The sequence below is a fragment of the Pantoea sp. Tr-811 genome, from assembly GCF_011752535.1.
In the GTDB taxonomy this organism is placed as follows: Bacteria; Pseudomonadota; Gammaproteobacteria; order Pseudomonadales; family Pseudomonadaceae; genus Aquipseudomonas.
This window is the reverse complement of sequence record NZ_VWXJ01000025.1, coordinates 23490-45734: the sequence shown is the minus strand read 5'-3', so window position 1 is coordinate 45734 and position 22245 is coordinate 23490. Positions and strand designations below refer to the sequence as shown.

Below are 22245 nucleotides of genomic sequence, written 5' to 3'. Positions count from 1 at the left end.
ATGACGCAAGTCACGGTGAAAGAACTGGCCCAAGAGGTCGAGGCACCGGTAGAGCGCCTGCTGCAGCAGATGCGTGAGGCAGGTCTGCCGCACACCGACGCCGGTCAGGTAGTGACCGACAATGAGAAGCAGACCCTGCTGTCTCATTTGAAGAGCAGCCACAAGAGCAAGGCGGAAGAGCCGCGCAAGATTACCTTGCAGCGCAAGACCACCAGCACCCTGCGTGTCGCCGGTAGCAAGAGCATCAGCGTAGAAGTACGCAAGAAGAAGGTTTTCGTTCAGCGCAGCCCGGAAGAAATCCAGGCTGAGCAGAAGCGTGAGCAGGACGAGCGCCGCGCGGCCGAAAATGCCGCCCGCGACAAGGTCGAGGCCGAAGTGCGTCAGCGCAACGAAGAGCAGGCTCGCCGTCAGGCAGCCGAAGCCGTTGCTGCTGCCCCGGCGCCTGCCGCCAAGCCAGAAGCCGCGCCTGCCGCTGCCCCGGCTCCGGTAGTTGCCGACGCCCCGGCGTCCGAAGACGCCGCTGCCCGTGCCGCCGAGCGCAAGAAAGACGAAGCCCGTCGCAACGAAGGCCGCACCCGTGACGACGACCGTCGTCGTGGTGAAGCGCCACGCGTTTCGATCAAGGTCAAGGTCAAGGAGAAGGAAAAAGCGCCGACTCCACGTGCCGCTCCACGCACCACCGACGAAGAGAGCGATGGCGCTCGTCGTGGCCGTGGTGGCAAGAGCAAGCTGAAGAAGCGCAACCAGCACGGCTTCCAGAACCCGACTGGCCCCGTCATCCGTGACGTGACCATCGGCGAGACGATCACCGTCTCCGAACTTGCCCAGCAGATGTCGGTCAAGGCCGCTGAAGTCGTCAAGTTCATGTTCAAGATGGGCACTCCGGTCACCATCAACCAGGTGCTCGACCAGGAAACCGCTCAGCTGATCGCCGAAGAGCTGGGCCACAAGGTCACCCTGGTCAGCGACACCGCCCTGGAAGACTCCCTGGCCGAATCGTTGAAGTTCGAAGGCCAGACCGAGTCGCGTGCACCGGTGGTTACCGTCATGGGTCACGTTGACCATGGTAAGACCTCGCTGCTCGACTACATCCGTCGTGCCAAGGTTGCCGCTGGCGAAGCCGGTGGTATCACCCAGCACATCGGTGCCTACCACGTGGAAACCGACCGCGGCATGGTCACCTTCCTCGATACCCCAGGCCACGCCGCGTTCACCGCGATGCGTGCCCGTGGTGCCAAGGCCACCGACATCGTCATCCTGGTGGTGGCGGCGGACGACGGTGTGATGCCGCAAACCCGTGAAGCTGTTCAGCATGCCAAGGCAGCTGGCGTTCCGCTGGTGGTTGCAGTAAACAAGATCGACAAGCCGGGTGCCGACCTCGATCGCATCCGCAACGAGCTGGCCGTCGAAGGCGTCACCTCCGAGGACTGGGGTGGTGACACGCCGTTCGTCAAGGTGTCGGCGAAGATGGGTACCGGTGTCGACGAGCTGCTTGAAGCCGTTCTGCTGCAAGCCGAGATCCTCGAACTGACCGCCACCCCGACCGCGCCTGGTCGTGGCGTCGTGGTTGAATCGCGCCTGGACAAGGGCCGTGGCCCAGTGGCCACCATCCTGGTTCAGGACGGTACCCTGCGTCAGGGCGACATGGTCCTGTGCGGTTCCAACTATGGCCGCGTTCGCGCCATGCTCGACGAGAACGGCAAGCCTGTGAAGGAAGCCGGCCCGTCGATCCCGGTCGAGATCCTTGGCCTGGACGGTACCCCGGAAGCCGGTGACGAGCTGTCCGTGGTGGCCGACGAGAAGAAAGCCCGCGAAGTTGCCCTGTTCCGTCAAGGCAAGTACCGCGAGGTCAAGCTGGCCCGTGCTCACGCCGGCAAGCTGGAAAACATCTTCGAGACCATGGGTCAGGAAGAGAAGAAGACCCTCAACATCGTCCTCAAGACCGACGTGCGCGGTTCCCTGGAAGCACTGCAGGGTTCCCTGGGCGGCCTGGGCAACGACGAAGTTCAGGTTCGCGTCATCGGTGGCGGCGTCGGTGGTATCACCGAAAGCGACGCCAACCTGGCGCTGGCTTCGAATGCAGTACTGTTCGGCTTCAACGTGCGTGCCGATGCCGGCGCGCGCAAGATCGTCGAGCAGGAAGGTCTGGATATGCGTTACTACAACGTGATCTACGACATCATCGAAGACGTCAAGAAGGCCCTGACCGGCATGCTCGGCAGCGACGTTCGCGAGAACATCCTGGGTGTCGCCGAAGTGCGTGATGTGTTCCGTTCGCCGAAGTTCGGCGCCATCGCTGGCTGTATGGTCATCGAAGGTACCGTGTACCGCAACCGTCCGATCCGCGTACTGCGCGAAGACGTTGTGATCTTCGAAGGCGAGCTGGAATCGCTGCGTCGCTTCAAGGACGACGCCTCGGAAGTGCGTTCGGGCATGGAGTGCGGTATTGGCGTCAAGAGCTACAACGACGTCAAGGTCGGCGACAAGATCGAAGTCTTCGAGAAAGTCCAGGTTGCTCGTACCCTCTAAGGGCGGGCAGGGCGCCAGCCCCCGCCGCAGGGCGGTGGGCAGCGCCTCAGTAGGTAGCGCCCGGTCAGGCATCAGCCTGACCGGGCGTTTGCCGCTTTAAGTTACAGGTAGCAAGAATGGCCAAAGAATACAGCCGTACCCAACGTATCGGCGATCAGATGCAGCGTGAGCTGGCCGAGCTGATCCGCCGTGAAGTCAAAGACCCGCGCGTCGGCCTGGTGACCATCACCGCCGTCGACGTCAGCCGCGACCTTGGCCACGCCAAGGTGTTCATCACCGTGATGGGCGAAGAAACGCCAGACGCCGTGCAACAGTCGCTCAAGGCCCTGAACAGCGCCGCAAGCTTCCTGCGCCTGCACCTGGGCCGCTCGATGCAGCTGCGCAGCGTGCCGCAGTTGCACTTCCACTTCGATGAAAGTGTCAGCCGTGGTGTTCACCTGTCGGCACTGATCGAACGTGCAGTGGCCGAAGACCGCCTGCACAAGGATGCCGACGAGCCGGACGCCAAGGAGTAAGTGGTGGCCCAGGTCAAACGTATCCGCCGCAACGTCAGCGGCATCATCCTGCTCGACAAGCCGCTGGGCTTCACCTCCAACGCTGCGCTGCAGAAGGTTCGCTGGCTGCTCAATGCCGAGAAGGCCGGCCACACCGGCAGCCTCGACCCGCTGGCCACCGGCGTGCTGCCGCTGTGCTTCGGTGAAGCGACCAAGTTCTCGCAGTACCTGCTCGATTCCGACAAGGGCTACGAGACGGTCATGCAGATGGGGCAGACTACCACCACGGCGGACGCTGAAGGTGAAGTGCTGCAGACCCGCGAAGTAACCGTTGGTCGTGCCGATATCGAAGCCGTTATCCCACGTTTTCGCGGTGAAATCCTTCAAGTACCGCCGATGTACTCGGCGCTCAAGCGCGACGGCCAGCCGCTGTACAAACTGGCGCGTGCAGGAGAGGTAGTGGAGCGCGAGGCGCGTTCTGTTACTATTGGCCGCTTGGAGTTGCTTGAGTGCGAAGGCACCCGTGCACGACTGTCGGTGGGTTGCAGCAAAGGCACCTATATCCGCACCCTGGTGGAGGATATGGGCGAGGCCCTGGGCTGCGGCGCCTATGTCGCCGAGCTGCGCAGGACCCAGGCTGGGCCCTTCGCGCTGGCACAGACGGTTACCCTTGAGGAACTTGAGCAGGCCCATGTCGAAGGTGGCAACGAAGCGCTCGATCGCTTCCTGATGCCGTCCGACAGCGGGCTGCAGGACTGGCCACTGGTGTGCCTGTCCGAGCACAGCGCTTTCTACTGGCTGCATGGCCAGGCGGTGCGTGCGCCGGAGGCACCTCAGTTTGGCATGGTCCGCGTACAGGATCACAATGGCCGCTTCATCGGTATCGGTGAAGTGAGCGAAGACGGGCGCATTGCGCCGCGTCGACTGATTCGGTCGGAATGACCGAAACCACCGGCCCAGGCCTTGGCTGAAACCGGTGGCACCGAGGATGGCTGTCAGTAGGCACGGTCACACCTCATTTTATTAATACAGGGATTTGTCCCTGGCCTATTGGAACCCGTTCGCGGGGTCCGTTTAATCAGGAGAAGCCTCATGGCCCTCAGCGTTGAAGAAAAAGCTCAGATCGTTGCCGAATACCAGCAAGCCGCCGGCGATACCGGTAGCCCGGAAGTGCAGGTTGCTCTGCTGACCGCCAACATCAACAAGCTGCAAGGCCACTTCAAGGCCAACGACAAAGACCACCACTCCCGTCGTGGTCTGATTCGTATGGTTAACCAGCGTCGTAAGCTGCTGGACTACCTGAAGGGCAAAGACACCACTCGTTACAGCGCCCTGATCGGTCGCCTGGGCCTGCGTCGCTAATAGCGGCCTGGTCAGTGGTGTGCATGGCGTGTCGCAAGCTTCGGCTATGCTGCTTCGCAGCATTGTCGTCGGGCACGCCACGCGTATCTTCGAGGTTGGCAGCCTGGCAATGCCGAGCGGTTTTTTCCGCTCGGCGCCAGGCTCCCAACCTCGTGTTGTATCTGGACGGTCAATGGGGCCGATTCCCCGTTCTGCCCAAGAATTCGCAAGAAACCAGTTCCCCCAGAGCCACTGAAAAAGGTAGGAAACCGTGAACCCGGTAATCAAGAAATTCCAGTTCGGTCAATCGACCGTTACTCTCGAAACGGGCCGTATTGCCCGTCAGGCAACCGGCGCCGTGCTGGTTACCGTCGACAACGACGTCACCGTGCTGGTGACCGTGGTCGGTGCCAAGCAGGCAGACCCGGGCAAGGGCTTCTTCCCGCTGTCGGTCCACTATCAGGAAAAAACCTACGCCGCGGGCAAGATCCCAGGTGGCTTCTTCAAGCGTGAAGGCCGTCCTTCCGAGAAAGAGACCCTGACCTCGCGCCTGATCGACCGCCCGATCCGTCCGCTGTTCCCTGAAGGCTTCATGAACGAAGTGCAGGTTGTCTGCACCGTGGTTTCCACCAGCAAGAAGACCGACCCGGACATCGCCGCGATGATCGGTACTTCGGCTGCCCTGGCCATCTCCGGCATTCCGTTCGAAGGCCCGATCGGTGCCGCTCGCGTTGCCTTCCACGAAAGCACCGGCTACCTGCTGAACCCAACCTACGAGCAACTGGCTGCTTCGAGCCTGGACATGGTCGTAGCCGGTACTTCCGACGCCGTACTGATGGTTGAATCGGAAGCCCAAGAGCTGACCGAAGACCAGATGCTGGGCGCCGTGCTGTTCGCCCACGACGAATTCCAGGCTGTTATCCAGGCTGTCAAAGAGCTGGCTGCCGAAGCCGGCAAGCCGACCTGGGACTGGAAACCGGCCGTTGCCAACACCGAGCTGTTCAACGCCATCCGCGCTGAATTCGGCGAAGCCGTTTCCCAGGGCTACACCATCACCGTCAAGGCCGACCGTTATGCGCGCCTGGGCGAGCTGCGCGACCAGGCGGTTGCCAAGTTCTCCGGTGAAGAAGGCCAACCTTCGGCTGGCGAAGTCAAAGACATCTTCGGCGAGATCGAATACCGCACCGTTCGCGAAAACATCGTCAACGGCAAGCCACGTATCGACGGCCGCGACACCAAGACCGTACGCCCGCTGAACATCGAAGTTGGCGTGCTGCCGAAGACCCACGGTTCGGCCCTGTTCACCCGTGGCGAAACCCAGGCCCTGGTCGTTGCGACCCTGGGTACTGCCCGTGACGCCCAGCTGCTGGACACCCTGGAAGGCGAGAAGAAAGACCCGTTCATGCTGCACTACAACTTCCCACCGTTCTCGGTAGGTGAGTGTGGCCGCATGGGCGGTGCTGGCCGTCGCGAAATCGGCCACGGCCGTCTGGCCCGTCGTTCGGTGCAGGCCATGCTGCCAGCGGCCGACGTGTTCCCGTACACCATCCGCGTGGTGTCGGAAATCACCGAATCCAACGGTTCCAGCTCCATGGCTTCGGTTTGTGGTGCTTCCCTGGCCCTGATGGACGCCGGTGTACCGATGAAGGCGCCAGTGGCCGGTATCGCCATGGGCCTGGTCAAGGAAGGCGAGAAGTTCGCCATCCTCACCGACATCCTCGGTGACGAAGACCACCTGGGCGACATGGACTTCAAGGTAGCCGGTACCGCCAAGGGTGTTACCGCGCTGCAGATGGACATCAAGATCAACGGCATCACCGAAGAGATCATGGAAATCGCCCTGGGCCAAGCCCTGGAAGCGCGCCTGAACATCCTCGGCCAGATGAACCAGATCATTGGCGAGTCGCGTACCGAGCTGTCGGCCAACGCCCCGACCATGATCGCGATGAAGATCGACACCGACAAGATCCGTGACGTCATCGGTAAAGGTGGCGCCACCATCCGTGCCATCTGCGAAGAAACCAAGGCTTCGATCGACATCGAAGACGACGGCTCGATCAAGATCTTCGGCGAAACCAAGGAAGCGGCAGATGCTGCCAAGCAGCGCATCCTGGGCATCACCGCCGAGGCCGAGATCGGCAAGATCTACGTCGGCAAGGTCGAGCGCATTGTCGACTTCGGCGCCTTCGTCAATATCCTGCCTGGCAAGGACGGCCTGGTGCACATCTCGATGCTGAGCGATGCTCGCGTCGAGAAAGTCACCGACGTGCTCAAGGAAGGCCAGGAAGTTGAAGTGCTGGTACTGGACGTGGACAACCGCGGCCGTATCAAGCTGTCGATCAAAGACGTTGCCGCGGCCAAGGCCTCGGGCGTCTAAGCGACTGCCAAGCAACAGGAAAAGGGCCCTTCGCAGGGCCCTTTTTTCATGGCCCAAGGGAACCTTTTGTACACTTGCATCTTGCATGCAGGTTTTCTGCGTGGGTTGCAAAATGCACGAACCATGAAACTATGGTGTGTAGCTAAGTCATTGATTTATAAGGAAACAAGCGAAGCGGAAAAGCTGGCACAGCAGATGCAACTACCTTCATACCTGCCGCCAGGACTCACGGCGCAGACCTTTCGAAAAACAGGAGTGACCCACATGAAGAAGTTCGCCATTGCTGCCGCTACTGCTACCGCTCTGACCCTGACCATGGCTAATGCGGCCTTCGCCCAACAGTCCACCCAGGCCCCGATGACGCTGGCGGCCGGTGAGGTGACCAAAGCCAAGGAAGCGACCTCGGACACTTGGATCACTACCAAGGTCAAATCTGACCTGCTGACCGAAAAAGGCATCCCAGGTAGCGACATCAAGGTCGAAACCAACAAAGGTGTCGTATCGCTGTCGTCGACCACTGCCGTGACCGAATCGCAGAAGAAGATGGCCGTTGATATCACCAAGAAAATCAAAGGCGTGAAGGCTGTGTCTGCTGACGGCCTGAAAGCCGAATAAGGAATGTCCCGTCGGCCAAACGGATTTGGCCACCTTTCCCAAAAGCCTCGGCGAACGCCGGGGCTTTTCATTGGTGCGCTCAGTACACCGGGTTGCGGGCGATCACATCGCTTTCGAAGCATTCCTGCTCCAACACCAGCGGCTCGACCAGCGGCCGGCTGTCGCGAAAATGTGCCGTCTGGGTGTGGGCTTCATAGGCGTCGTCATCGCGGTAAATTTCGTAGAGGTAGATGACGTCCGGGTCGAGGCGGTCCTGGGACACATCGAACACCAGGCAACCCGGTTCGGTGGCCACCGAAGCGGCAGCATTGACCTTGATGGCGGTGAGAAAGGCGTCGGCGCAACCGGGCTTGACGCGGGTCTTGATGAACAGGCTATACACAGGGTGATCCTTTTGTTTTACATTCTCACATGAATTGTATACAAAAATGGAGCTTCGCCAATGTCCGAATTGCCTGCCCGCCCTGGCCGCCTCAACGGCTTGCGTCACATTGCCCTGCTGGTGCCGAACCTGGAGGAGTGCGAGCGTTTCTACGTGGATGTCATGGGCATGGAGGTGCTGAGCCGCGCCAATGAAGACCTGGTGTACCTGACCTGCGGTAACGACAACCTGTCGCTCGGGCGTGGGGTAGGGGCGGCGAACGGCTTGCAGACCCTGGACCATTACGGGTTCATCGTCGACAGCGTCGATGAGCTGGAGGCGTGGTACCAGTACTTCAAGGCTCGTGGGGTGACCTTGCTCGACCGGCCGTTCAACCACGGGGATGGGGCGCGCAGCTTCCATTTGCTGGACCCGGCGGGGAACAAGGTGCAGCCGCTGTATCACCCGGCGGTTTCAGGGCAGCGGTTAGTGTAAGCCTGTGGCGGCCTCTTCGCGGGGCAAGCCCGCTCCTACAAAGGTGTGCTGAAATCCTTGTAGGAGCGGGCTTGCCCCGCGAAGAGGCCAGACCTGTTCAACTCAATCACTCAGCATCCAGGTGCATCGGGGTAATCACCCGCCCATCACCCTCAGCCTGCCCCAAGCTGGTATCGATAAAGTAAACCCGATCATCCTCAAGCTTGCCCTTGTCCACCAGGTAATCCTTGATGCTACTGGCCCGCTCTTGCCCCAAGGTGCGCAGCAGCGGTGTGCTCTCGGCCCACGACTTGATCACCGCCTCGCGCAGCTTGACGGTGCGTTCATCGCGGCTCAGTTTCTCCCACTCGGCCGGCGGCTGCTGCTTCAGGCGAGTGCGGTAGATGCCCTCAAGCATCGCCGGCTTGTCACTGTCATCGACCACCAGCATCGAGGCATTGGCCGGCACCTTGTCACCGCGCCGCTGCAGGATCTTGTACCAGGTCGCCTGATACTCGCGCTCCAGGCGCTGTTGGGCAATCAACGGCCCGTCGCTGCTTTGTGCGGCGGTGCCTTCGATTTCCAGGCGCAGCTCCGGGCGTTCCTTGAGCGCCGCGGCAAGCTTGTCCAGGGTCGACTGGGCATCACCGCCAAGCTCGCTGGAGCCTGGCGCGAAAGCGACGGTGCCCAGGTCTTGCGAGCCACCGCCGGCAATCAGCCCGCCGATGAACTTGAACGGTGCCTGGGCTGCGCGCAGCACCAGGTTGCGCAGGGTTTGCCAGACGATTGGCATCACGCTGAATTGCGGGTTATTGAGGTCGCCGGTGACGGGAAGCTCGATGGATATCCTGCCTTCGGTGTCCTTGAGCAGGGCAATGGCCAGGCGAATCGGCAGGTCCACGGCATCCGGGCTGTCTACCTTTTCACCCAGTTGCAATTGCTCGACCACCAGCTTGTTCTCGGCCTTCAATTGGCCATTGGTGATCAGGTAGTGCAGGTCGAGGTTCAGCCGGCCCTTGCGGATGCGGAACCCGGCGAACTTGCCGGAGTAGGGCGTCAGGGTAGTGAGCTCGACGCGCTTGAAACTGGTGGCGATGTCCAGGCTGGCCAGCGGGTTGAACGGGTTCAGTGCACCCTTGATGGTGACCGGTGCATAGCGGTCGACCTTGCCTTTGACATCGACCTTGGCCGGCACGGGCTTGCGGTTGTCGAGGGTGCCGATCTGACCGTTGAGCTGCTGCACGGCGGTGGCGAAGTTCGGGGTGAGGGTCAGGTCGGCGAAGTTGGCCGAGCCGTCGTTGATGTCGATCTGGCCAACGTGGATACCCAGGGGCTTGCTGGCGGCGGCACTGGCCGGTTTGGCCTTGCCAGCGCTGGGCGCGCCTGCCGGTTGTGGGATCAGCAGGTCATCGACGTTGGTGGTGCGGTCTTCGTTGATGATGAAGCGCGCATAGGGTTGGCGCAGGGTCACCTTGTCGATCGACAGGGCATCGCCATGCACGTACGACAGGCCGTCGACGTTTACCTGTTCCCACTTCACGAAGTCCCGGTCCTTGATGGTGTCCAGGGTGTGCAGCTGGTTGACCTGGGCCTTGCCGGTGACGCTGAACGCCAGTGGGTCGACGCGCTTGAGGTCGACCTTGAGGTCACTGGCCAGCATACCGCTGCGCAGCTCCAGGCGGATGAACGGGCTGATGTAGGCCTGGGCCACGCGCAGGTCGATGTCCCGGGTGCTGACATCGAGCCGGGCGGTGATCGGCGCCAGGTTGACTTGGCCTGCGGCCTGCAGCTTGCCCTGCTTGCCCACGCCGGTGTCGAGCTTGAGGGTGAAGGGCGACTGGTTGAGGCTGTCGAAGCCTTGCAGGTCGAGGTTCAGCGGGCCGAGATCCAGGGCCACCGGTTCTTTCTGGCTGCGGTCGGCCAGGTGCACCTGGTAATTGCGCAGTTGCACATCCTTGAGCAGCACCTGCCAGGGTTTGCCCGGTTGCTTGGCGGCCTGCTCTTCAGGCGTGGGCTCGGCTGCGGCCGGCTCGGCCTTTTCCTTCGCCGTGGCCTTGGCCGGTTGCTCCGCGAACAGCTTCTGCCAGTCGAGCTGGCCATCCTTTTCCAGGGCGGCCCAGGTTTCCAGCTGTTCGCTGCGCACCTTGCCGACGGTGACGAGCTGCTTGGCCAGGTCGACGGAGGTTTCGCTCACCTGCAGGCTGGCCAGGCGCACCAGGGGGCGGCCATCGGGGGCCTGGAGGTTGAACGGCGCCACCTTGATCGAGGCATTTTCCAGCAGCAGCTCAGTGCCCTTGGACAGGTTGATCGTGTAGTGGGTGTCGAGGCTCAGGGTGCCCTCTTCCAGCACCAGCGGCAGGGCATCGCGCACATAGGGCCAGAACAGCTTCATCTTGCCGTCGGTGACCTTGAGCGTGCCCTGCGAGGCGACTGGCGACAGGCTCAGGGTGCCGGCCCAGTCGATACGCCCGCCGTTGGGGCCCTGGGCTACCAGGGTCATGTCGGCGTTGTCGTCGGGCAGGGTGCTGAGGTTTTTCAGCTCCAGGTTCATGTCGTCGTAAAGAAATTCGATCGGCTCGCTCGGGCGCTTGTCTTCGATATGCAGGTAGCCGCCGTTGAGCTTGATACTGGCGATGCGCAAGGGGAAGGGCTTGCCAGGCGGCTCGTCGGCCTTGGGCTGGCTGGGCGGCAACTTGAACAGCTGGGTCAGGTTGAGCGTGCCGTCCTTGGCGAACAGCACCTCGTTGCGTGGCTTGTCGAGCTCCACGGCCTGCAGGTGCAGGGCGCCGCTCCACAGGCTGTCGAGCGCCAGGTTGGCGTACAGGCGCTCGAAGCCGACCTGCTCCTTGCCCGGCTCGCCCAGCTGCAGGCCCCACAGTGTCAGCTCCAGGCTGAACGGGTTGAGTTCGATGCGTTGCAGGTGCGCCGGCACGGTGGCGTACTGCGCCAGTTGCTGGTTGGCGATACGCAAGGCGACACCGGGCAGAATGAGGAAGCCAAGCAGGCTGTAGAGGGCCAGCAGGGCCAGCACGGCGCCAAGGGCGCGGATCAATCCTTTGTACATGTGTCGCTTCGTCTGTCTAAGCAGGAATGCTTGGAGTATGGCAGGTTAAATCGGTTCCGCCGGGGCGATCCTACGGCCTTATTCAATGCCCATGCGGCGCTTGGCACGGTGTGCAGAGCCGTCGCGCATGGCCCAGCGCAGCAGCGGCGCAGTGCGTTGCAGGCCCAGGCGCACCAGGCGCCGTTGCAGCGGCCCTTGCTGCAAGCCGAGCATGGCCTGGGCCCAGTCTGGCAGCAGGTCGATGCCGGCCTTGAGCATCAGCTTGCCGACCGGCTCGGCCAGGCGGCTGGGCGCCGGGGCGGCAAGCAGAACGCCGACCACCTCCAGGCTGCGGGCGCTGCACTGCAGTTGCGGGCGCATGCGTTGCAGGTAGTCTTCCACCTGTTGGCACGAGCGCGGCACGTCGCGGGCACCCAGGCGCTCGGCAATCAGGGCGATTTCGGCGTAGTAGGCGTCTTGCTCGGTGCGGCTCATGCTGGGGTTGCGGTAGCGCCGGTGGGCGGCGAGAAAGCTGCTGACCTCGGCCACATGCACCCAGGTCAGCAGGTCGGGGTCACTGGCGGCATAGGGGCGGCCGTCGGGCGCGGTGCCGGTTACCTGCAGGTGAATGGTGCGCACCTTGTCGAGCAACCACTCGGCATCGCGGGTGGAGCCGAACGTGGTGCCGGAGATGAACTGGCTGGTGCGGCGCAAGCGGCCGAGCAGGTCTTCACGGAAGTTCGAGTGGTCCCAGACCCCGGCCAGGGCCAGTGGGTGCAACAACTGCAGCAGCAAGGCGCCGATGCCGCCCACCAGCATGCTCGGGAAGTCGCCATGCACCTGCCAGCTGACGCTGTGCGGCCCGAACAGGCCCGGGTCGCCCTTGGGCGATTCGAGGTCGAGCTGGCCGAGGGCCAGCCCGGTAAGGCTCATGACCTGGGTTTCGATGCGGCGGCGTAGGGCTTCCATGGCGTCCTGCGAATGCGGGCGGCCATGGCAGTGGCCGCGCTATTGATTGAGGCGTTTGTCGATCAACCCCTGCACCACGCTCGGGTCGGCCAGGGTCGAGGTATCGCCCAGGTTGTCCAGCTCGTTGCAGGCGATCTTGCGCAGTATACGCCGCATGATCTTGCCCGAGCGGGTCTTGGGCAAGGCCGGGGCCCATTGGATCAATTCAGGCTTGGCGAAGCTGCCGATTTCCTTGCTGACCAGCGCCAGCAGCTCGGCCTTGAGCGCATCGTCTGGCGTTACCCCGTTCATCGGGGTGACGAAGGCGTACACGCCCTGGCCCTTGAGGTCGTGGGGGTAGCCGACCACGGCCGCCTCGGCCACGCTGTCATGCAGCACCAGGGCGCTTTCCACTTCGGCAGTGCCGATACGGTGGCCGGAGACGTTGATCACATCGTCGATACGGCCGGTGATCCAGTAGTCGCCGTCGGCATCGCGGCGGGCGCCGTCGCCGGTGAAGTAGTAGCCTGGCATGGGCTTGAAGTAGGTGTCGACCATGCGCGCGTGGTCGCCGTAGACGCTGCGGATCTGCCCGGGCCAGCTGGCCTTGATGACCAGCAGGCCGGCACCGGGGCCGTCGATCGGCTTGCCCTTTTCGTCCAGCAGCACCGGTTGCACGCCGAACATCGGCTGGGTGGCGCAACCGGGTTTGAGCCTGTCGGCGCCGGGCAGGGGGGTGAGCATGATGCCGCCGGTTTCGGTCTGCCACCAGGTGTCGATGATGGGGCAGCGCTTCTGCCCGACTTCCTCGAAATACCATTCCCAGGCTTCCGGGTTGATGGGTTCGCCAACACTGCCGAGCAGGCGCAGGCTCTTGCGTGAGGTGCCCTGCAGGGGCCCGCTGCCCTCGCGCATGAGGGCGCGCAGGGCCGTGGGGGCGGTGTAGAAGATGTTCACCTGGTGCTTGTCGATCACCTGCCAGAAGCGCGAGGTGTCGGGGTAGTTGGGCACGCCTTCGAACATCAGCGAAACCGCGCCGTTGGCCAGCGGACCATAGACGATATAGCTGTGGCCGGTGACCCAGCCGACGTCGGCGGTGCACCAGAACACCTCGCCGTCACGGTAGTCGAACACCACCTTGAAGGTCATGGCCGCCTGCAACAGGTAGCCGCCGGTGGTGTGCAGCACGCCCTTGGGTTTGCCGGTGCTGCCGGAGGTGTAGAGGATGAACAGCGGGGCTTCGGCGTCCATCGGCTCGGGCGGGCAGTCGTCGCCGGCCTGTTCGGTGGCGGCGTGGTACCACAGGTCGCGGCCCTCGCTCCAGGGCACATCGGCACCGGTGCGGCGCACCACGAACACGCTGCTGACGGCCGGGCAACTGGCCAGGGCCTTGTCGACGTTAAGCTTGAGCGGTACGCGCTTGCCACCACGCACGCCTTCATCGGCGGTGATCAGCGTGCGGCAGTCGGCGTCGAGAATGCGGTCGCGCAGGGCATCGGGGGAGAAGCCACCGAACACCACCGAATGCACGGCGCCGATGCGGGTGCAGGCAAGCATGGCGTAGGCGGCTTCGGGAATCATCGGCATGTAGATGCACACCCGGTCGCCTTTTTTCACGCCGCGCGCCTTCAGCGCATTGGCCAGGCGGCAGACTTCGCGGTGCAGTTCTCGGTAGCTGATGGCTTTCGAGTCGTTGGGGTCGTCGCCTTCCCAGAGCAGGGCGGTTTGTTCACCGCGCTGGGCCAGGTGGCGGTCGATGCAGTTGTAGCTGACGTTCAGCTGGGCGCCATCGAACCAGCGCGCGCTGCCGGTGTTCAGGTCGCATTGCTGGACGCTGGACCAGGGTTTGATCCAGTCCAGGCGCTTGGCCTGTTCGGCCCAGAAGGCATCGGGGTCGTCGACCGACTGGCGGTAGAGGCGGCGGTAGTCGTCGGTGGAGAGGGTGGCGGACTGGCTCACGGCCAGGGCTTGGGGGTACTGCTTGAGATCGAACATGGCGGGTGGTCCTGCTCTTGTGAGGGGCGAGGGACAGCAGCGGCTATTCGATGGACAGTGTAGCTGGGGGGCGTGTTCCGTCAGTGCCGGCCCTTTCGCGGGGCAAGCCCGCTCCTACAGGGCACGTGTACCACCTGTAGGAGCGGGCTTGCCCCGCGAAGAGGCCGGCACAGGAGTCAGATCACCCGCGATGACGACCTCGGAAGTAGTTGATCAAGCCCTGGGTAGAGCCGTCTTCGGCGCTGTCTTCCAGGCTGCCGACCAGGCGCTGGTAAACACCTTTGCCCAGTTCCTTGCCCAGCTCCACGCCCCACTGGTCGAAGGCGTTGATGCCCCAGATCACGCTCTGCACGAACACCTTGTGCTCGTACATGGCGACCAGCGCGCCGAGGCGGCGTGGGCTGATGCGCTCGACCACCAGGGTGTTGCTCGGGCGGTTGCCGGGAATCACCTTGTGCGGGGCGAGCTTTTCGATGTCCGCCTCGTTCAGGCCTTTCTGGCGCAGCTCTGCCTCGGCTTCCTCGCGGGTCTTGCCCAGCATCAGTGCCTGGCTTTGCGACAGGCAGTTGGCGTACAGCCACTGGTGGTGGTCGGCAACCGGGTTGAAGCTCACCACTGGCACGATGAAGTCGGCCGGAATCAGTTGGGTGCCCTGGTGCAGCAACTGGTGGTAGGCGTGTTGGCCGTTGCAGCCGACGCCGCCCCAGATCACCGGGCCGGTTTCGGTTTTCACCGGGGTGCCGTCCTGCAGCACGCTCTTGCCGTTGGACTCCATGTCCAGCTGCTGCAGGTGCTTGGTGATGTTGCGCAGGTAGTGGTCGTACGGCAGGATCGCGTGGCTGCTGGCGCCCCAGAAATTGCCATACCACACGCCCAGCAGGGCCAGCAGCACCGGCATGTTCTTGTCGAACGGCGCAGTCTGGAAATGCTGGTCCATGGTGTAGGCACCAGACAGCAGTTCCTTGAAGTTGGCGGTGCCGATGGCCAGGGCAATCGGCAGGCCGATGGCCGACCACAGCGAATAGCGCCCACCCACCCAGTCCCACATCGGGAAGATGTTCTCTTCACGGATGCCAAAGGCCACGGCGGCGGCCTTGTTGCTGGACACGGCGATGAAGTGGCGATACAGCTCGGCTTCCGAACCGCCCTGGGCCAGGTACCAGGTACGCGCGGCCATGGCGTTCTTCAGGGTTTCGAGGGTGTTGAACGATTTCGACGAAACGATGAACAGGGTGGTTTCGGCGCGCAGGTTGGCCGACAGCTCATGGAATTCGCTGCCGTCGATATTGGCCAGGTAGTGGCAGCGCACGCCACGCTGGGCGTAGGGCAGCAGGGCTTCGGACACAAGCTCCGGGCCAAGGAACGAGCCGCCGATGCCGATGTTGACCACGTCGGTGATCGGCTTTTCGCTGTAGCCGCGCCACAGGCCGTCATGGATGCGGCCGACCAGTTCGGTGATCTGGTTCAGCACTTTGTGCACGTCGGGCATCACGTTGACGCCGTTGACGCTGAGCTTGTCGCCTACCGGGCGGCGCAGGGCGGTGTGCAACACCGGGCGGCCTTCGGAGGCGTTGATGATCTCGCCGTTGAACATCGACTGGATGGCGTCCTGCAGGCCGACCTGGTCAGCCAGGTTCACCAGCAGGTCACGGGTTTCATCGGTGATCAGGTTTTTCGAGTAGTCCAGGAACAGCCCGCAGCTGCTCAGGGAGAACTGCTCGAAGCGCTTGGCGTCGGCGGCAAAGGCTTCGCGCATGCTGAAGCCTTGCATGGCGTCGCGGTGTTTCTGCAGTGCCTGCCAGGCAGGCAGGGCCGTAACATCGTGGGGGGTGCGGTAATACGCCATTGCGCGGAATTCCTTGCTGTAGCGCAGCGATAACGGCTGCGTGGTGTGCCTTGGACAGGGCAGTCATTGCCGGGTTCAAGCTGGCACCATTATAGGCAAAGGCCGTGCGCAGGGAATGGGATTTTGGGGGCGGGTAGCCCCCACTCACGCTGCGACAATTCCTGTGTAGGAGCGGGCTTGCCCCGCGAATGGGCTGCAAAGCAGCCCCAGGCCATCACGCGGTCTTCTCGCCCACATGCAAGTAAAGGTTATCAATCAGCCGCGTGTTACCCAGGTAAGCCGCCACCAGTATCACCAGGTCGCGGTCGCCAAACGCCGCCGGGCGCAGGCTCAGCGCATGGCGCACTTCCAGGTAGTCAGGCCGCAGCCCTGCAGCTTCCAGCTGCGCCTTGCCTTCTTCGACCAGCGCAGCGAAATCCACCTGGCCACGGCCAATGGCTTCACCCAGTTGTTTCAGCGTGCGATACACCACAGGCGCCGTGGCACGCTGTTCCGGCGTCAGGTAGCCGTTGCGCGACGACAGCGCCAGGCCGTCTTCAGCCCGTACGGTCGGCTCGCCAATGATCTGGATCGGCATGTTCAGGTCGCGCACCATGGCGCGGATCACCGCCAGCTGCTGGTAGTCCTTTTCACCGAACACGGCCAGGTCCGGCTGAACCATGTTGAACAGCTTGCTGACCACCGTCGCCACGCCTTCGAAATGCCCCGGGCGGCTAGCCCCGCACAGGCCTTCGGACAGCGCGGGCACGCTGACGCGGGTTTGCACGGCCATGCCGTCGGGGTACATCTCTTCGACCGTGGGGGCGAACAGCAAATGGCAGCCGGCATCGAGCAGGCGCTGTTGGTCGGCGGCCAGGGTACGCGGGTACTTGTCGAGGTCTTCGTTGGCGCCAAACTGCAGCGGGTTGACGAAGATGCTGGCCACCACGAAATCGGCACGCTGGGCGGCCTTGGTCACCAGTGCGGCGTGGCCGCTGTGCAGGTTGCCCATGGTCGGCACAAAGGCGATACGCTTGCCTTCACCACGGGCGCGAGCGACGGCGGCGCGCAGTTCGCGGACGGTCTTGACTGTGTTCATGCACTGAATCCGTGTTCACTGGCGGGGAAGGTGACGTCCTTGACGGCCTGCACATAGGCCGCCAGGGCGCTCTGGATGTCGGGCTGGCCGGCCATGAAGTTCTTCACGAACTTCGGTACCCGCCCGCTCAACGACAGCCCCAGCATGTCATGCAGGACCAGCACTTGGCCGTCGGTAGCGCTTCCCGCGCCGATGCCGATGACCGGAATGCCGACGGCCTGGGAAATTTCCGCCGCCAGCTCGCTGGGCACGCATTCGAGCAGCAGCATGGCCGCACCGGCCTGCTCCAGGGCAATGGCGTCGGCGCGCATCTGCCGCGCCTGGGCTTCCTGGCGGCCCTGAACCTTGTAGCCACCAAGTACATTGACGGTCTGCGGGGTCAGGCCCATGTGCGCGCACACCGGCACGCCGCGCTCGGCCAGCAGGCGGATGGTATCGGCCAGCCAGGCGGCGCCTTCGAGTTTGATCATGTGCGCGCCGGCCTGCATCAGCGTGGCGCAGTTGGCGAAGGCCTGCTCGGGCGTGGCATGGGCCATGAAGGGCAGGTCGGCGAGAATCAGCGCACCGTCGTTGCCGCGTTTCACGCAGGCGGTGTGGTAGGCCATTTCGGCGGTGGTAACGGGCAGCGTGCTGTCGTGGCCCTGCAGGACCATTCCCAGGGAATCGCCCACCAACAACACTTCGACGCCCGCCTGGCTGGCGGCCTTGGCAAAGGTCGCGTCGTAGCAGGTCAGCATGGTGATCTTTTCACCCTTGGCCTTGAGGCCGTGCAGGGTGGTCAGGGTTACTTCAGGCATGTAGGAAATTCCTCGTTCAGGCGCTGTGAAAAACGACTGCAGAACAACGCGTGTAGTCATCTTCCGGAGCGGCACATCATCGCGCGTGATGTTCGGGCACAGGTCCGTCCGGGCCTAAATACGGGTATGAGGCACTTTGGTGCCACACGGGACGCCTATAGTCGTGAGCGAGGTGGGGGAAGTCAATGACCCTGTTACCGCATTGTTACTAACAGGGTGTTACTGGCGTTACCGTTCGCCAGGGGGTGGCGCAAACGCCCGTTTTACAGGCGTTCCAGGCCGACGAATGGGCAGGCTTGGAGCAGGGCGGCGAGGGCGCGGCCATCGGCCAGGCGGAAATCTTCGCTCACCAGCTCGGCCAGCGGGTACAGCACGAAGGGGCGGGCGTGCATGTGGTAGTGCGGCACTTGCAGGCGTGGCACATCGATGACCTGGTCGCCGAACAGCAGGATATCCAGGTCCAGGGTGCGTGGGCCCCAGCGTTCCTTGCGCACACGGCCTTGGTCGTTCTCGATGGCCTGCAGCGCGTCGAGCAGTTCCAGTGGTGCCAGGGCGGTGTCCAGCGCAGCAACGGCGTTGGTGTAGCGCGGCTGGCCGGGCAGCAGCGAGTCGCTGGTATAGAGGGCCGAAGCCCCCGCCAGGCGGCTGCCTGCAATCTGGTCAAGGGCTTGCAGGGCGCTGCGCAGCTGCTCTGCAGGGGCGTCCAGGTTGCTGCCCAGGCCGATGAAGGCGCGGGTGGTCACTCGAACGCCTCGTCACCGCCGCTGCGTTTGCGCTTGCTACCGCTGCGTTTGCGTTTGCGCGGGCCAGCACCGGTGCCTTCGTCGCGGCTGCCGAGTTCGCGAATCATCTCGCGGCGCTCGCTGTCGTTGGCGTCCTGGTAATCGGTCCACCACTGGCCGAGGTCGTCGGTTTCCTCGCCTGCGCTTTCGCGCAGCAGCAGGAAGTCGTAACCGGCGCGGAAGCGTGGGTTGTCCAGCAGCAGGTCGGCGCGCTTGCCGCTGCGCCGTGGCAGGCGCTCCTGCATGTCCCAGATCTCGCGGATCGGCAGGGTGAAGCGCTTGGGAATGGCGATGCGCGCGCACTGCTCGGCGATCAGGTCGTGGGCCGCCCCGTTCATGGCCGGAATCGGCGGCACGCCTTGGTTCTGCAGGTGCAGCACACGGCCTGGCAAGGCTGGCCACAGCAGGGCGGCGAACAGGAAGGCCGGCGTTACCGGCTTGCCCTGCTTGACGCGCAGGTCGGTGTTGTTCAACGCCTGGCTGATCAGGGTGTGGGTGTAGGTCGGGCGCTCTTCCAGGGCACGGGCACTGGCCGGGAACAGCGGCTCGAACAGCTCCAGGTCAACCAGCATTTCGAAGGCGATGGCACCTTGGCCGGAGAGGAATAGCTTGAGGCATTCCTCGAACAGGCGCGCTGGCGGAATCTCGCGCAGCAGCGGGGCCAATTCGCGAATCGGCTGGAAGGTGTGCTTTTCGATGCCGAAGTCCAGCTTGGCGGCGAAACGCACTGCGCGCAGCATGCGCACCGGGTCTTCCTGGTAGCGGTGGGTCGGGTCGCCGATCAGCCGCAGCAGGCGGTTGCGCACGTCGTGCACGCCGTTGGCGTAATCGAGGATGCGCTCGCTGACCGGGTCGTAGTACAGGGCGTTGATGGTGAAGTCGCGGCGTTGCGCGTCTTCTTCCAGGGTGCCGTATACGTTGTCCCGCAGGATGCGGCCACTGGCGTTGTGCGACGAACGGTGGCTGTCGCCCTGGTCCTCTTCCGAGTGATGGGCGCGGAAGGTGGCGACCTCGATGATCTCACGGCCGAAATGCACGTGGACCAGCTTGAAGCGCCGGCCGATGATGCGCGCATTGCGGAACTCGGCGCGAACCTGTTCGGGAGTGGCGCTGGTGGCGACGTCGAAGTCCTTGGGCGAGATGCCCAGCATCAGGTCGCGGACACAGCCACCGACCAGGTATGCCTGGTAGCCCGCACTCTGCAGGCGCTCGACGATGTTCACCGCGTGGCGGCTGAACTGGTGGCGCTGCAGCGAGTGTTGGCTCTTGTTGATCACCTCAGGCGTGGTGCGCCGGTGGTGCTGGCCCGGTACGGGTGGGCGGAAAGACTGGAACAGCTTCTTCAGCATGGGATGCACTGTTTGAAGGAATGATCGGCCAAGAATAGGAGAATGGCCGCATGATGGGCGGGGATTCTAGCATTTACTCAGGGAATGGTGTAGGCGTTGGCAGGAAGGCCTGCTGGAAGGGGAGAAACGACAAGGGGAGCCTAAGCTCCCCAAGAAGTCGTTGCGTGCTCTTATTGTTTTTTTACTGGGCTTTTTGTTTTTGTTGAGCGCCCTGCCCACAAATCTCGAAGCTTGTGGACGACCCCCTAATCCAGGGGTCAAGAGCAAACGGATTGCTTTGGCCGCTGATGTCACGTTGATCAATCGATCCAACCAGTTCAGGCGCTGCTTTTTAGTGCAGTTTTTGTTGTTCTCTGCCTGGTCGTGGGGCAAGCCCCAAACACGCATCCTCTCCAAAAGAATCAGTTAGCTGCGCCTCCGCCGTCTTGTTTTTATTGTGCGTGAGCCGTTTCGTCTTGTTCTTATTCTGAGTTGCAGTGCTTGTTATTGTTCTTGTACCAAAGATATAGCAGGTGCCGTGCCAACTTTTGAAAATCCAATGAAATCAAGGGTTTGATGAAAATTGGCGGTGGGCGGGCGGCTGGAAATGTAGAAATTTCGTTACCGTATGCCTCGGGGACTGTTACGCCGGAAAGGTTGGGTAACAGATTTGTGCGGGAGGTGGTGTGTTACCGGGGTGTCCGCCTTGAGGGGGACTGTGGCTGTGAGATCGAGCGCCGCGCGGGCGGCGCTCGATCTCACAGGCGATAAAAAAACCTAGCCGAACTCAGTTGTCGCTGGTGGCATTGCTCTTGCGCCGCGGAATGCCCAGGCGCTGACGGCGTTCCCACAGGCATTTGCGGCTGACCCCAAGCTTGCGCGCCAGCTCGGTTTCGGTCATGTGGTCCTGGTGTTCGAGCACGAAATGCTGGAAGTAGTCTTCCAGCGACAGGTCCTCGGTCGGCTCGTGGCTGGCGCTGTTGGCACTGGCACTGGCGGCCAGGGCGTGGTCGAGGATTTCGTCCTCTTCCAGGTCGCTCAGCTCGATGTCGATGCCCAGCAGGTCGGCCGATATTTCCGCGCTCTCGCTGAGAATCACCGCACGCTCCACGGCGTTCTCCAGTTCACGCACGTTACCCGGCCAGCTGTAGTGACGAATGGCCTGCTCGGCCTCGGCCGAGAAATGCAGGTCGTCACGGCCGATGCGCGCACGCTGGCGGGCAAGGAAGGCAGCGGCAATTTCATTGACGTCGCTGCCACGCTCGCGCAGGGCCGGCAACTTCAAGGCAATCACGTGCAGGCGGTAGTACAAGTCTTCGCGGAACTGCCCGGCCTTGGCCAGGTTTTTCAGGTCGCGGTGGGTGGCGGCGATCAGGCGTACGTCCACCTTTTGCGACTGCACCGAGCCCACCCGGCGGATTTCGCCTTCCTGCAGCACGCGCAGCAGCCGGGCCTGGGCTTCCAGTGGCAGCTCGCCGATTTCGTCGAGGAACAGCGTGCCGCCGTCGGCAGCTTCCACCAGGCCGGCACGGCCAGCGCTGGCGCCGGTGAAGGCGCCTTTTTCGTGGCCGAACAGTTCCGACTCGATCAGGGTTTCCGGAATGGCCGCGCAGTTCACCGAAATCATCGGCGCCTTGGCCCGGCGCGACAGGTTATGCAGCGCCCGCGCAACCAGCTCTTTACCGGTGCCCGACTCGCCCTGGATCAACACGTTGGAGTCGGTTGGGGCAACCTTGCGGATCTTGCTGTACATGTCCTGCATCGGCGGGCATGAGCCGATGATACCGATTTCGCCGTTGGCGGCAGGGCTGGCCTTGTCGGCGGTTGCGGCCTTGCCGCTGCTGCGCGGTTCGGCGGCAGGGGTGGGCGCTGCGGCCGGCGCGTTCTGCCGGTCACGCAGGATGCGCGCCACGGCCTGGAGCATCTCGTCGTGGTCGAATGGCTTGGCGATGTAGTCCACCGCGCCCATCTTCATCGAGTCCACCGCCGAGCGCAGGCTGGCGTAGCTGGTCATGATCAGCACCGGGGTGCCCTGGCCAAGCTTGATCAGCTCGGTACCCGGGGCGCCCGGCAGGCGCAGGTCACTGACGATCAGGTCGAAGGTGGCAATGCTGAAGCGTTCCTGGGCTTCCTGCACCGAGCCGGCTTCGCTGACCTGGTACTGGTTCCGCTCAAGCAGGCGGCGCAAGGCCGAGCGGATGATGGTTTCGTCTTCGACGATCAGAATGTGAGGCATT

17 protein-coding genes are annotated in these 22245 nt (G+C 63.1%); 7 read left to right on the top strand and 10 right to left on the bottom strand.

Annotated features, from left to right (window positions below):
* The 6 genes from infB (at position 1) to F3J44_RS26675 (ending at position 7356) form a co-directional block, all read left to right on the top strand.
* Positions 1–2529 (top strand): translation initiation factor IF-2, encoded by a 2529-nt coding sequence (gene infB, locus F3J44_RS26700; protein ID WP_167070146.1) that lies wholly within the window; start codon positions 1–3, stop codon positions 2527–2529.
* A 116-nt stretch (positions 2530–2645) separates the two neighbouring features.
* On the top strand, positions 2646–3044 hold the full coding sequence (gene rbfA / locus F3J44_RS26695) for a 30S ribosome-binding factor RbfA (RefSeq protein WP_085677211.1): 399 nt from the start codon (positions 2646–2648) through the stop codon (positions 3042–3044).
* A gap of 3 nt (positions 3045–3047) precedes the next feature.
* Positions 3048–3965 (top strand): tRNA pseudouridine(55) synthase TruB, encoded by a 918-nt coding sequence (gene truB, locus F3J44_RS26690; protein WP_167277469.1) that lies wholly within the window; start codon positions 3048–3050, stop codon positions 3963–3965.
* A gap of 150 nt (positions 3966–4115) precedes the next feature.
* On the top strand, positions 4116–4385 hold the full coding sequence (gene rpsO / locus F3J44_RS26685; RefSeq protein ID WP_003249971.1) for a 30S ribosomal protein S15: 270 nt from the start codon (positions 4116–4118) through the stop codon (positions 4383–4385).
* Between the two features lie 250 nt (positions 4386–4635).
* Positions 4636–6741, top strand: coding sequence for a polyribonucleotide nucleotidyltransferase (gene pnp, locus F3J44_RS26680; protein ID WP_167070142.1), 2106 nt, complete (start codon positions 4636–4638; stop codon positions 6739–6741).
* 264 nt (positions 6742–7005) lie between these two features.
* Positions 7006–7356, top strand: a complete 351-nt coding sequence (locus tag F3J44_RS26675; protein WP_167070140.1) for a BON domain-containing protein — start codon at positions 7006–7008, stop codon at positions 7354–7356.
* A 79-nt stretch (positions 7357–7435) separates the two neighbouring features.
* On the opposite strand, the gene F3J44_RS26670 is transcribed toward F3J44_RS26675, so the two are convergent.
* On the bottom strand, positions 7436–7738 hold the full coding sequence (locus tag F3J44_RS26670; protein WP_167070138.1) for a putative quinol monooxygenase: 303 nt from the start codon (positions 7736–7738) through the stop codon (positions 7436–7438).
* A 60-nt stretch (positions 7739–7798) separates the two neighbouring features.
* Between F3J44_RS26670 and F3J44_RS26665 the strand changes: the two genes are divergently transcribed.
* A complete protein-coding gene (locus F3J44_RS26665) occupies positions 7799–8212 on the top strand; it encodes a VOC family protein (protein WP_167277467.1) in 414 nt (137 codons plus the stop codon).
* A gap of 106 nt (positions 8213–8318) precedes the next feature.
* On the opposite strand, the gene F3J44_RS26660 is transcribed toward F3J44_RS26665, so the two are convergent.
* The 9 genes from F3J44_RS26660 to F3J44_RS26620 form a co-directional block, all read right to left on the bottom strand.
* Positions 8319–11255, bottom strand: a complete 2937-nt coding sequence (locus F3J44_RS26660; RefSeq protein ID WP_167277465.1) for a DUF748 domain-containing protein — start codon at positions 11253–11255, stop codon at positions 8319–8321.
* Positions 11256–11333: 78 nt separating this feature from the next.
* Positions 11334–12203, bottom strand: coding sequence for an oxygenase MpaB family protein (locus tag F3J44_RS26655; protein WP_167277463.1), 870 nt, complete (start codon positions 12201–12203; stop codon positions 11334–11336).
* A gap of 39 nt (positions 12204–12242) precedes the next feature.
* Positions 12243–14177 (bottom strand): acetate--CoA ligase, encoded by a 1935-nt coding sequence (gene acs / locus F3J44_RS26650; RefSeq protein WP_167277461.1) that lies wholly within the window; start codon positions 14175–14177, stop codon positions 12243–12245.
* 181 nt (positions 14178–14358) lie between these two features.
* Positions 14359–16023 (bottom strand): glucose-6-phosphate isomerase, encoded by a 1665-nt coding sequence (pgi, locus tag F3J44_RS26645; protein ID WP_167277459.1) that lies wholly within the window; start codon positions 16021–16023, stop codon positions 14359–14361.
* A gap of 214 nt (positions 16024–16237) precedes the next feature.
* The gene (gene panC, locus F3J44_RS26640) at positions 16238–17101 is read right to left on the bottom strand and encodes a pantoate--beta-alanine ligase (RefSeq protein WP_167277457.1); all 864 of its coding nucleotides are present in this window, start codon (positions 17099–17101) and stop codon (positions 16238–16240) included.
* Entirely contained in the window at positions 17098–17898 is an 801-nt protein-coding gene (gene panB / locus F3J44_RS26635; protein ID WP_167070124.1) for a 3-methyl-2-oxobutanoate hydroxymethyltransferase, read from the bottom strand. The genes panC and panB overlap by 4 nt, the downstream gene beginning before the upstream one ends.
* Positions 17899–18161: 263 nt before the next feature.
* Entirely contained in the window at positions 18162–18641 is a 480-nt protein-coding gene (gene folK / locus F3J44_RS26630) for a 2-amino-4-hydroxy-6-hydroxymethyldihydropteridine diphosphokinase (protein ID WP_167277455.1), read from the bottom strand.
* Positions 18638–20029 carry a polynucleotide adenylyltransferase PcnB gene (locus F3J44_RS26625; RefSeq protein ID WP_167070120.1) on the bottom strand — a complete coding sequence of 464 codons (1392 nt, stop codon included), beginning with the start codon at positions 20027–20029 and terminating at the stop codon, positions 18638–18640. Before F3J44_RS26625 ends, folK begins: the two co-directional genes overlap by 4 nt.
* Before the next feature lie 766 nt (positions 20030–20795).
* Positions 20796–22244: a sigma-54 dependent transcriptional regulator gene (locus F3J44_RS26620; protein ID WP_167277453.1), complete on the bottom strand. Its 1449-nt coding sequence runs from the start codon at positions 22242–22244 to the stop codon at positions 20796–20798.
* Between the last annotated feature and the right edge of the window lies 1 nt (position 22245).

What these genes read in the sequence shown, in the direction of transcription:
- acs (WP_167277461.1), bottom strand. Translation starts at nt 14,177, where the DNA reads ATGTTCGATCTCAAGCAGTACCCCCAAGCCCTGGCCGTGAGCCAGTCC.
- F3J44_RS26660 (WP_167277465.1), bottom strand. Translation starts at nt 11,255, where the DNA reads ATGTACAAAGGATTGATCCGCGCCCTTGGCGCCGTGCTGGCCCTGCTG.
- F3J44_RS26620 (WP_167277453.1), bottom strand. Translation starts at nt 22,244, where the DNA reads ATGCCTCACATTCTGATCGTCGAAGACGAAACCATCATCCGCTCGGCC.
- infB (WP_167070146.1), top strand. Translation starts at nt 1, where the DNA reads ATGACGCAAGTCACGGTGAAAGAACTGGCCCAAGAGGTCGAGGCACCG.
- panB (WP_167070124.1), bottom strand. Translation starts at nt 17,898, where the DNA reads ATGCCTGAAGTAACCCTGACCACCCTGCACGGCCTCAAGGCCAAGGGT.
- pgi (WP_167277459.1), bottom strand. Translation starts at nt 16,023, where the DNA reads ATGGCGTATTACCGCACCCCCCACGATGTTACGGCCCTGCCTGCCTGG.
- rbfA (WP_085677211.1), top strand. Translation starts at nt 2,646, where the DNA reads ATGGCCAAAGAATACAGCCGTACCCAACGTATCGGCGATCAGATGCAG.
- panC (WP_167277457.1), bottom strand. Translation starts at nt 17,101, where the DNA reads ATGAACACAGTCAAGACCGTCCGCGAACTGCGCGCCGCCGTCGCTCGC.
- rpsO (WP_003249971.1), top strand. Translation starts at nt 4,116, where the DNA reads ATGGCCCTCAGCGTTGAAGAAAAAGCTCAGATCGTTGCCGAATACCAG.
- F3J44_RS26665 (WP_167277467.1), top strand. Translation starts at nt 7,799, where the DNA reads ATGTCCGAATTGCCTGCCCGCCCTGGCCGCCTCAACGGCTTGCGTCAC.
- F3J44_RS26675 (WP_167070140.1), top strand. Translation starts at nt 7,006, where the DNA reads ATGAAGAAGTTCGCCATTGCTGCCGCTACTGCTACCGCTCTGACCCTG.
- F3J44_RS26625 (WP_167070120.1), bottom strand. Translation starts at nt 20,029, where the DNA reads ATGCTGAAGAAGCTGTTCCAGTCTTTCCGCCCACCCGTACCGGGCCAG.
- F3J44_RS26655 (WP_167277463.1), bottom strand. Translation starts at nt 12,203, where the DNA reads ATGGAAGCCCTACGCCGCCGCATCGAAACCCAGGTCATGAGCCTTACC.